Raw genomic sequence first — 11,012 nt, forward strand, 5'->3', positions numbered from 1 at the left:
AATTTCAACAGACTATTTTTCTTCAAAAATATAAATTATATCTTACAATTGATTGGATACTGATTCCGCAATTATTTTTTGTGAAACCACCGCAAATCAGTTAATTCATAGAAAAAAAGCAATGGACAATCCATTTTTAATACCATTCTTACATACCAACAGCAATCTGTACAATAATATTTCCAGAAATCATTCAATACTTTTTAAAAAGTTAATTAAAAATATTTAACCCCCCATAAATTATATAAAGGCCAAATTAATTTTTTTATTCGAAATAATAGAATTATAAGAAACATTAAATACTACTTAAAATAAATTCAAATCTATATGTTAGTTATTCATTAGGTGTAAAGATGAATAAAAAAATGATTGAATATTTGATTATCACAACAGCAGCAATTTTACTTATTTATGGCTGTTATTCCATTATTAACTATAAATACCTAGAAACAGAAAAAGACATAACCGATTCAATAATTATGTATTATCCTTCAAGTTCCGAGTACCATATTGTTGGAGATACCATTGAATTTAGAAATCTTGCATATGATTTCTATAACATGGACGTTAGCAAATTGAACTCCACAGATGGACGATTAACAAATCTACTGAATCATTTCGCCAATGTTAATCAGGGTACAATTGACTATAAAAATGAGAGTTGTTATCTGCTTACAATGGAATTTGAAGACAATGGATTCAAATACCACTCCATAATAATTCCAATCAATTCATTTAACAAAGACAACTTATCATTCACCAACAAAACAAATGTATACTTATTTGATGGAAACAATAGAGAATTTGTTGTAGATACAGCATTTAACAGTCAGGTGGTACTATGAGTCCTGATAAAAGAAAACATGATGTTTTTATAAGTTATTCAACAAAAAATAGTGATATAGCCAATAAAATATGTCATATCCTTGAACAAAACGATTTAAAGTGTTGGATTGCACCTAGAAACATTTCATCAGGTAGAAATTATATCGATGAGATTGCTTCAGGAATAAAATCAACAAAAATCGTTGTTCTGGTTTATTCCAAATATTCTCAGGCATCCAAATATGTCAATAACGAAATTAAAATGGCATTTTCAAACAATAAACCTATTCTTTCATTCAACATTGACAATTCACTGCCAAAGGATGAAATGGAGTATCATTTGAAGATAACACAATGGCTGCCAGCATATCCCAACCCTGAAGATGAGTTTGAGACATTGATTATTGACGCATTGAAATTATGTGATGAAACAACCGACAAACCAATCCTTATGGACTTCACAAACTACAAACCTGAGGATCTGACAAAACATAAGAAGGACTACATATCCCTTGTCTTATTGTTCACACCATTCTATTGGACTTCCTTCATATATATGGGAATCAGTACCGGCAAAAAACTATGGACTTTAATGGGATTTGTCTATTCCATACCAACTTTAATGTGCCTGATAATTTACTTTGGAATATTGGACATGTTATTCTTGCTATATCCGATGCTTGTGCTGTTTAGCCTGATATTCATAATGTTTTGGATATTGGCCATAATACACGGATTTGTAATTAGAAATGAATTTTTAACCAGAAAATCTGTCTTAAGATTCACATCTTCAAATGAGGAGATTTTCGAATACCTTTATGATGAATATATGCAAATTTAATGAGGTTTAATCATGAGTCATGACATTTACATATGCTATGATAAAAAAGATGAAAAGTACGGTGATGCACTTTACAACATCTTTGAAAAAAATAACATTAATCCATGGATCAAATCAAAATATATGGGTGAAGGAGACCATGTTGACAAGATAACCTCTGCAATAGCCGATTCAAAATGTTTTGTTTTGATTTTATCCAAAAATTCAAAGAATACAAATTATGTCATTACTGAAACAGACATTGCATTTTCCAAAGACATCCCCATCATAGTGTTTAACATTGATGAAACAAGATCCGATGGAAATCTTGAGTTTATTCTCGAAACTCAAAAAAACATATCATCCGCTCCAAACTCCAAAAAGCAATTGGAAACTTTAGTAAATGAAACTTCAAAATATGTCAAAAAACCAATTACTAAAGTTAATATAGATGCAGGATATGTGAAATTATTTGAAAAATGGAACCCTAAAAAATATGTTGTATTGGCTATTCCATTAGTCATAGCAGTGATTTTAATTTATTTTTTTGTCATCGTTCCAACAGGACAGCACACGACTGATGACGGCATATTTTCCATGAATGTAACTGATGTTGACGTTAGTGGATCTGGTGGTAGCTACAAGTACACTATCCATGGAGAGTCATATAATTTACCTGCAGATTCCGGAAGATACTTCATGAACTTCAAATTCTTTGATAAAAATGACAAGATGGTTTATGAGGTGAATTCTACTGCAGACGAATTTAAATCAGGAATTATGTGGAGCGGTGATTTGAAAACCAATAATGTAACCTACATCGGATTTAAGCTAACTGACATAAACAACAAAATACTTTCAAAACAGAATTATACGATTGTGTAAAAAAATGAAATTGAGATATTATTTTGCATTGATTGTGATTATAACAATATTATTTTCACTGGGAAGCGTTGTAGCCTGTGAAAATTCAACCGTCAATGCATCTGCCACATTGAATGAATTTACCATTGAATCTAATAGTGTTGATGAAAATTTAAATGAGATTAGTGAAAATCATGAGAGTTCAACCAATGATCCATCATCTTCAAATGACCTGATTAAAAATAACTTAACTGTTTATATCCTGGTCAGAAGCGAAGATAACAATATCAATAAAACTTATTGGACATTAACACCGCAACTCAGTGGTGGAATTGCATATAATACAAAAATCCACTTTATATTTTCTGATAATCAGGAATATGTATCCCATAATATATCAATGGGAACATATAATTCATTAAACAAAATTTGGAATATAGGGAACTTGACTAGCTTAGATAAACCTTCCCTAACATTATTAACCGAATTGAAAAATCTTGAGCAGAGCACTACTTCATTTAATGTACTCACCGACTCTAAAGATGTGGATGTTTTTCTAAACTTTACCCTAAAACCCACTGGAACAAATTCTTCATATGATGAAAATAGTGACAATAGAAACAGAGTCCAGCATAATGACCATCCGGGAAGCATTCCTTCAGGTTCACATTCTGTAACGATAATCATTGAAAATCAAACTTCTTCCGACTCAACAGATGTTGTGAGCGAAACTGGTGAAAATACTGATTCTGATGAAAAAACCAAGACGGAATCAAATTCCAATACCCCCACAGACAATGCAGCCAATAGAAATTCCAACAAAGATTCAGACCATGGCGACAAGTCCAATTCCATAACTAAAACAATATTAAGCAATAAAAATCTAGAATCATTAACCAAATCACTTTCAAGAACATATGACTCCATAACTAATTCGATAGCCAAAATATTTAATCCGACTTCATTATTTTCAGATGATACCAATTCCAGTTCATCCAACTCACCAATTAATGCAATTCTTGCTTATGATTATACCAGAATTCCAATTTTGATATTTGCAACATTTTTAATCCTATTGGTGTGCATTGTAGGAATCGGAAAAATAAAAAAATAGAGATGTAATATCTCTAAAAAGTTAATCTTTTTTAAATTTGATAGCAAACAGTGTAGTTAATGACAATAATGCTATTAAAATAGGATTTCCAGCAGGTTTCATATCAATTTTAGCTTTAGCTGAAACATTGCTTAATGCTTTTGTTGTAACCCTAAAACTAGACGAATGAGAACTTAAATAATGAGGTTGGTGACGTTTATTGTCATCAGGTTTTGATACCGGACCCGGCTTAGATGAACAAATGATTCTAGCAGTAGCAGCATCTGAAATAGGACTTTCATCATCGAAATTGGCAGATGCAAAAACATCAACACCTAATTCACCCCAGTATAATGCTTCTGTTTTAATTTTTAAAGATTTTAAACCTTCTAAATCACCGACATTCCAAGTTCCATTATTCGGATTAAACGAACCTGCATCAGCACTGGAGCCTATGTACTTTAGATTTGAACTCAAAGAGACCTGAACTATAGTATTTTTTGCCATACCACCTTGAGATTGAACGGTTATCGTCCAAATAACGATATCTCCCCTATCGACATTATTGCTATCAGTTTTAACATTTACAGACAAATCAGCAGCAGAGGAACTTTCATTATTTGCAGGAATTTCAGGAGAATTCTCTTTTAATGGAACATCTTCCACCCCGAGAATATCCTCAGCCTGTTGATTATCCATATTTTCAGTTATATTTTCACTAGCTGCAACCATACCAACTGATAAAAAGACAATTAAAAGTACAACCAATGAAAAACTTAATTTTACTTTCATGAAAAACCTCAAAAAGTTTTTATAAAGTAAAATATAATCTATTTTAAATTTTATTTAAATATTGCCAAAAAAAGAAAATAGAAAAACAAATGTGTTTTTCTATAAGTTATCATTAATTATGTTAACGCAGACTTTTCTAATCTCTTCTGCACGGTCCTCACTGCGGGACTCTAAAGTTATCCTAATATAGTCTTCAGTTCCGGACGGCCTTACAAGCACCCAACTGCCATCATCAAATGTTAATCTGACACCATCAATTGCGTTAATGTCACTAACATCATCAAATGCCGCTTCAAGCAGCTCTTCCATGTTTTCCATGACTTCCACTTTTGCCTCTTTTGAGCAGGTTATCTTTTCACGGATATTAGGATATGAAGGTATTTCATCAAGAAGTTTTGATAATTTTCCTTTTCTTGAAACCAATTCGGCCATTCTTAAACCGGAAAGTATTCCATCAGGACACATGCAGAAGTCAGGGTGTAGCCATGTTCCGGAAGGTTCTCCTCCAAATGCTGCATTTTCAGCTATGATAACTTCAGCAACATTTACATCACCGACAGGAGTTCTGAATACTTTTCCTTTTACTGATTCATCCATACATAATCCTGCATCAACAGTTGTTACAACATCTCCATCGAATTCTTTTGATATTAATGCCAATAGAGAATCAAATGGAGAAATATTTCCGTTTTCATCGACTGTTATCATCCTATCTGCATCACCATCATGAGCTATTCCAAGGTCTGCACCAATAGCTACAACGGTCTTCATTAATGTCTGCAGGTTTTCAGCATTTGGCTCAGGGTTTCTTCCAGGGAAAAATCCGTCCGGTTGTGAGTTGAGGGTGGTGACTTCACATCCTGCTTTTCTAAATACTAAAGGTGATATTTCGCTTCCCGCACCGGATGCACAATCAATTACAACTTTCAGACCTTCATTAATGTCAACCATGTCCACCAAATCATCAACGTATTGGCCTTTGATTTCTTCATTAAAACTTAAGTTACCCACTTTATCCCAAGTGACTGAAATATAATCTTTATTTGAATAGATTTCTTCAATTTTTGCTTCCTGGGATGATGTGTATGCCATTCCATTTTTATTCCATAATTTTATTCCATTATATCTTGAAGGATTATGGGATGCTGTAAGCATGATTCCTGCATCGGCATCCAATTTTTCAGTGGCATAGCCCACCAATGGTGTTGGGACCATACCTATCTTAACCACATCAACTCCACTTTCCAAAAGTCCTGCACAAATTGCCTGGTCAAGCATGTCATTAGTTGTCCTTGTATCATATCCAAGTACAACAGTACCTTCATTGCCCAAATAATATGCCAATGATTTACCCACATTCAATGCAAGTTCACAGGTTACTTCAGAACCAACCAATCCTCTGATTCCTGATGTTCCAAAAAGTTTTTTAGCAGCCATGCAATCACCTTATGCTCCGAATTTATGAGCATAATTCATCAAATCCATCATTATATTCATTACATCAGACCCACGGATTCTGTTAAGTCCCCCTTTTGCACATGCCCTTTCAGAGAATTCCTTAACGTCATCCACTCTTACTTCAGGACCTCTGATTAATACAGGTACGGGATCTCCTGAGTGGTTTTTAACGGATATAGGTGTTGAGTGGTCTGCTGTTAGGTAAATGTAGACGTCCTCAAGTTTGATGAGTTCGCTCATGACCACTTCATCGACCTTTTCGATGAACTCTTTTTTCTCTTTTATCTGACCGTCGTGACCTGCCTCATCAGCGCCGTCAATGTTTATCAGGAAAAAGTCATGGTCTGAGTTTTTAACCTGATCGATGATGGTATCGCGAATATTATCCAAGTTGGTATCGATTCCACCAGTTACGTCTTCCATTTCAATGATATCCATTCCTGCAAAACGTCCGATACCCATGATAAGACCAGTTTCTGCAATACATGCAGAGTTGACTTCATATTTATCATTCAATGAATCTACAACAGGCACTTCCCCTGCTCCACGAGGAATGACGATGTTTGCTGGAGGCAATCCATCTTCGATTCTTTTTAGGTTAACAGGATGGTTTTTGACCATTTCATATGTTTTAACAACGAGTTTATTTAGAATATCAGCAGTTTTTGCCGCTTCCGGTGAGTCATCAAGTGCTTTTACTTCTTTAGGTTTGTTGCCTTCCACCTTAGGATCAGCATCGCTTACCTTGCCTGAAAGACCTTCGCCCCTTAGGACTAAAACTGCTCTGTGGCCGGTGGATTCCTTAAAAATTATTTTGACATCAGGATAATCTTCTAAAACCATTGTGTTCAATACATCGACTATTTCCTTGGTGCCTTCCTTGATTCTTCCGGCACGCCTGTCAGTAACAATTAAATCTTCATCGACAGTTGAGAAATTGCATCTGAATGCAATGTCACCAGGCAAAACATCTACACCAACACCATTTGCCTCAAACGGACCTCTGCCGGTATATACCTCATAAGGATTATAACCTAAAATAGACAAGTGTGCAGTATCACTTCCAGGAATAATTCCCGGAGCTATTGAGTCCATAATTCCAGTAATTCCTTCTTCAGCCATCTTATCCATATTTGGAGTATTTGCGGCTTCAAGAGGAGTTTTATTTCCTAATTCTTTAATTGGACGGTCACCCATACCATCCATAATTAAAATAAGACCTTTCATAAATATCACCTAATAAAATATACTAATATAATTTTTATGTTTAATAGTTAAAATAATTTATTTAATTTTAACTTTAAAAAAATAGAAATTGATTTGCAAAAAAAATTAGAACATGTTCATTAAAACTATTCCGACAAGAGCTCCAACAATTGTTGCAAACAAATTGACATGCTCATTGGTTAGCCAACCCTTATTTTCAAAAAGAGCACCTAATATGCTGTCAAAGAAACAGCCAACAGTTCCTGAAACAATAGCAACTAAAATTGCAGACCATGGATTTGGCACAATTACCAACAAGAATGAAGCAATACCAATTATCGCAGCACCCAAAATTGCGATTCCAGTACCTAAAGGAGAAACTGCACCATTTGTACCCGGATCTACCTTTTGGAGGGTTGTAATCAAACGAGGATGATGGTCCAATACACCGATTTCAGAAGCTAATGTATCAGCAGTCGCTGTAGCGATTGCACCAATGAAACCCCCTACAAACGGAGAGTAATAACCGCCGAATGCAGCCATAAAACAGGCAACAACACCATTGGAAATAACATTCTTGGAAGTTCTTCTTCCCTCAAATTCACCTAAAGACATCTTATACTTTTTAGAGAATTTTGTTGCAAGAAGAGACATTATTAAAAACAGGACAATCAATCCCAACCAATTGGCACCGGCTGAAAAAATAATAACAACACCCATGATAATCATGACTGCAGCACCGAATAAATCAAGTGACTTTCTATAATATGTAATGAACCCCAAAATAAACAAAAGAAGCACATACACCCAGTTTATCATATACTCTTCAACCATAATTACCACAACTTTTTATAAATATTTGTTTAAAATTATATAAAAATATTTAGATAGAATAAATTACATTTTTTCTGATTAACTAACACCACAAAGAGATTATAAAACTAAACTATTGAAATCCCCAATAATTTTTCACCACAAAATAATAGAAATAACGATTAATCAAATTAATATAAAAACCATAACTATAAAAATTATTAAGTGTAATTTAAAATAAAATGATACTCCATTTTAAAAATATTAAAAATAACTCACTACATGTATCTGTAAATAGTTAAAAAAATAAAAAATTAAGAAAAGTTATTTTTTAAACCTTCTCAATTGTGTTGTGCCTATAGCCAAAATCATAATCAAAAGCACTAAAATAGGATTACCTGTTGCATAAGCAGATAATGATTTGTCATTTCCACTATGGAAAGCATGAGTTGCGTTTTCATGAGTGTCCCTATGAGTTTCATTATTATTTTTATTATTATCAGATACAACAATTTTAGTTACGGTTTTATTGGCAGCATATTTATCGTCACCAGAGTAACTGATGGCAACATCATGAGATCCTTCTTTCAATCCAGGAATTTTTAATTCCACTCTACCGTCAACGACAGGCAATGTGTATTTACGGCCATCAACAGTTATTGTTACGGTTCCTGTTGCATCTTTTGGAAGATTTACAACAACAGTTCCATCATCCCCAATTTCAATATAATCTTCAGTAGCGGAAACCGGTGCTGAATTTTTTCTTACTTCGAATTTTGTTTTGGTAGTGCTTGACAGGTATTTGTCATCACCATCATAGGTTATGACAGCAACATATTTTCCAGCAGGAAGATTTGGAATGACAATGCTAACCTTACCGTTAATGATTTCACCGGAATAGTCCACACCATCAACAGTAACAGTTACACGGCCTGTTGCATCTTTAGGAAATGTCATTTTTATAGTTTCATCTTTTCCAACAGTAATATCAGTTGAAACTGCATCAACAGTTGAAGCACGTTTTTTAACTTCAAATTGTCCAGTAGTGAAGTTTACAACATGATTGCCGTCTCCCCAGTAAGTTACTGCTACAGTTTTGTTGCCAGCAGTCAATCCATTTACATCAAATACAGCTTTTCCATCTTTTATTGTAGCGTTATACTGTATAGCATCGATTTCAATGGATACTACTCCTGTTGCATCTTCAGGAACGGTAACGACAATATGCTCCTTGTTTCCAACAAGGATATCCTGTGCCGCAACGCTTATTGGAGTTTGCTTTTTAGGAATGCTGACTTTAGAATCAACTGTTTTAGGCGCATGCTTATCATCACCGGAATAGGTCACTTCAACATCATGGTCTCCGGCAGGCACATCATCGAGGTTGATTACGGCAACCCCATCGATGACATCAGCAGTGAATGTTTGGTTTCCTACCTTAACAGTAACGTTTCCGGTTGCATTGTCTGAAACAAATACCTTAATGGTTCCGTTTCCAAGGTCAATGACATCCACTTCAGATTCCTTTTCGCTTACTGTGAATCTGGTTGAATTTGATGATTTGAGGTATTTGTAATTGCCGTTATATGTTACGGTCACATCATAGATTCCACTTGGAAGACCTGAAAGCACCAATACTCCTTTGCCGTCACTGACAGCTACAGAGAATTTGCCAACATCATAAAATGGAACGCCTAATATTTCATCAATGTCAAATGTGAACTTCTCACCATTAATTACAACAGTGAGATTTCCTGTTGCATCTGATGGAACTTCAAACAAGATAATTTCATTTTCACCAACCATAATGTTGGTTGCTTTAGGAATTACATAAGATGGAATCTTGTTCACATCAAATTCTGTGCAATTGCTGCTTGGCATGTATTTGTCATCACCAGTGTATGTGAGATTTACAGGATAGATTCCATTTGGCATGCGAGGTATTTGGATAGTTCCTGTACCTTTTGTTACATTTACATAGTATCCTACTCCATCAATATCAATCAGTACTTGACCGGTAGCATCTTCAGGAACGAATACAGTTAGAGTTACGTTTTCGCCAACGTTAATGTCTGTGACTGTTGCGCTTACAGTTGATTTGACTTTGGACACGGTCACATTGGTTATTGTCTGTTTTCCAGCATAGTTATCATCACCGTCATATCCAACAGCTATTGTTTTTGTGCCTGCAGTCAGATTATTGATTCTGAATGTTGCACTTCCATTTATGACTTTTGAGGTGTATTTTACGCCATCAATTTCAACTGTTGCATTTCCTGTTGCATTTTCAGGGACTTTTACTGTAATGACAGTGTCTTCGCCGACACCTCCAGGAACTGTTATGATTTCAATCGGAGCGTCATATTTAGGTCCTGTTACAATAGAGTTGAATGTTGCGTTGGAGTATTTGTCATCTCCACTGTATATTACTTCAATATTGTTTTCGCCAGGAGTTATGCTGTCCAATGTTAATGTAGCTGTGCCGTTGATGACAGCAGCATTATATGTATTGTCTCCAACTTTAACTGTGACATTTCCCTTAGCGTCTTTAGGAACAACAACTACAATTGTACCGTTTCCTTGATCAACTACAGTAACATCAGGATTTACTTTGGACTGTTCAACTGTGAAGTTACCGACAGCATAGCCAGATGAGTAATTGCCATCACCGGAATACTCAACAGCAACAGTCTTAGGACCAGCAGTCAAATTACCAACCCTAACAACAGCAGTACCATTAACAACCTCAGCAGTATAAGACTTACCATCAACGCTAACAGTTACATTACCAGTAGCATCTTTAGGCAACTCAACAACAATGGTGCCATCCTCACCAGACTTGATTTCACCAACAGTAATGCCAATAGGAGAATCATACTTAGGAGCAGTCACATTAGCATTAACAACAGTTGAATTATGAGTGCTGTCACCTGAATAAATAACTTCAACTTCATGAGTTCCAGGAGCAACATTATCCAATTCAACAACAGCAGTACCATTAACAACCTCAGCAGTATAATTCTTACCATCAACAGTTATAGTGACAACACCAGTAGCATTATCACCAACAACAACCACAACAGTACCATTACCATAATCAACAACAGAAACATCAGGAACTACTTTTGCAGGCTCAACAGT

General features: G+C 34.9%; 9 protein-coding genes. 4 read left to right on the forward strand and 5 right to left on the reverse strand.

Features of this window, described 5'->3' with window-relative positions:
* The first annotated feature begins 353 nt into the window (after positions 1-353).
* The 4 genes from QZ143_RS05260 to QZ143_RS05275 are packed head-to-tail and all read left to right on the forward strand — an operon-like array spanning position 354 to position 3,623.
* Positions 354-845, forward strand: coding sequence for a hypothetical protein (locus QZ143_RS05260; protein ID WP_292608755.1), 492 nt, complete (start codon positions 354-356; stop codon positions 843-845).
* On the forward strand, positions 842-1,666 hold the full coding sequence (locus QZ143_RS05265) for a toll/interleukin-1 receptor domain-containing protein (protein ID WP_292608751.1): 825 nt from the start codon (positions 842-844) through the stop codon (positions 1,664-1,666). The genes QZ143_RS05260 and QZ143_RS05265 overlap by 4 nt, the downstream gene beginning before the upstream one ends.
* 12 nt (positions 1,667-1,678) lie before the next feature.
* On the forward strand, positions 1,679-2,530 hold the full coding sequence (locus QZ143_RS05270) for a toll/interleukin-1 receptor domain-containing protein (protein WP_292881908.1): 852 nt from the start codon (positions 1,679-1,681) through the stop codon (positions 2,528-2,530).
* A 4-nt stretch (positions 2,531-2,534) separates the two neighbouring features.
* Positions 2,535-3,623 (forward strand): hypothetical protein, encoded by a 1,089-nt coding sequence (locus QZ143_RS05275; RefSeq protein ID WP_292881911.1) that lies wholly within the window; start codon positions 2,535-2,537, stop codon positions 3,621-3,623.
* Positions 3,624-3,644: 21 nt separating this feature from the next.
* Here QZ143_RS05275 and QZ143_RS05280 read toward each other — a convergent pair whose 3' ends face one another.
* From QZ143_RS05280 to QZ143_RS05300, 5 genes are all read right to left on the reverse strand, one after another.
* Positions 3,645-4,394 (reverse strand): DUF11 domain-containing protein, encoded by a 750-nt coding sequence (locus QZ143_RS05280; RefSeq protein WP_292881913.1) that lies wholly within the window; start codon positions 4,392-4,394, stop codon positions 3,645-3,647.
* A gap of 99 nt (positions 4,395-4,493) precedes the next feature.
* On the reverse strand, positions 4,494-5,831 hold the full coding sequence (gene glmM, locus QZ143_RS05285; protein ID WP_292881916.1) for a phosphoglucosamine mutase: 1,338 nt from the start codon (positions 5,829-5,831) through the stop codon (positions 4,494-4,496).
* Between the two features lie 9 nt (positions 5,832-5,840).
* Entirely contained in the window at positions 5,841-7,079 is a 1,239-nt protein-coding gene (locus tag QZ143_RS05290; RefSeq protein WP_292881918.1) for a 2,3-bisphosphoglycerate-independent phosphoglycerate mutase, read from the reverse strand.
* Between the two features lie 105 nt (positions 7,080-7,184).
* Positions 7,185-7,892: a TIGR00297 family protein gene (locus QZ143_RS05295; protein WP_292881920.1), complete on the reverse strand. Its 708-nt coding sequence runs from the start codon at positions 7,890-7,892 to the stop codon at positions 7,185-7,187.
* 303 nt (positions 7,893-8,195) lie between these two features.
* The coding region (locus QZ143_RS05300) for an Ig-like domain-containing protein (RefSeq protein WP_292881922.1) at positions 8,196-11,012 on the reverse strand (2,817 nt) is incomplete at its 5' end.

The sequence above is a fragment of the Methanobrevibacter sp. UBA188 genome, from assembly GCF_905234905.1.
In the GTDB taxonomy this organism is placed as follows: Archaea; Methanobacteriota; Methanobacteria; order Methanobacteriales; family Methanobacteriaceae; genus Methanocatella.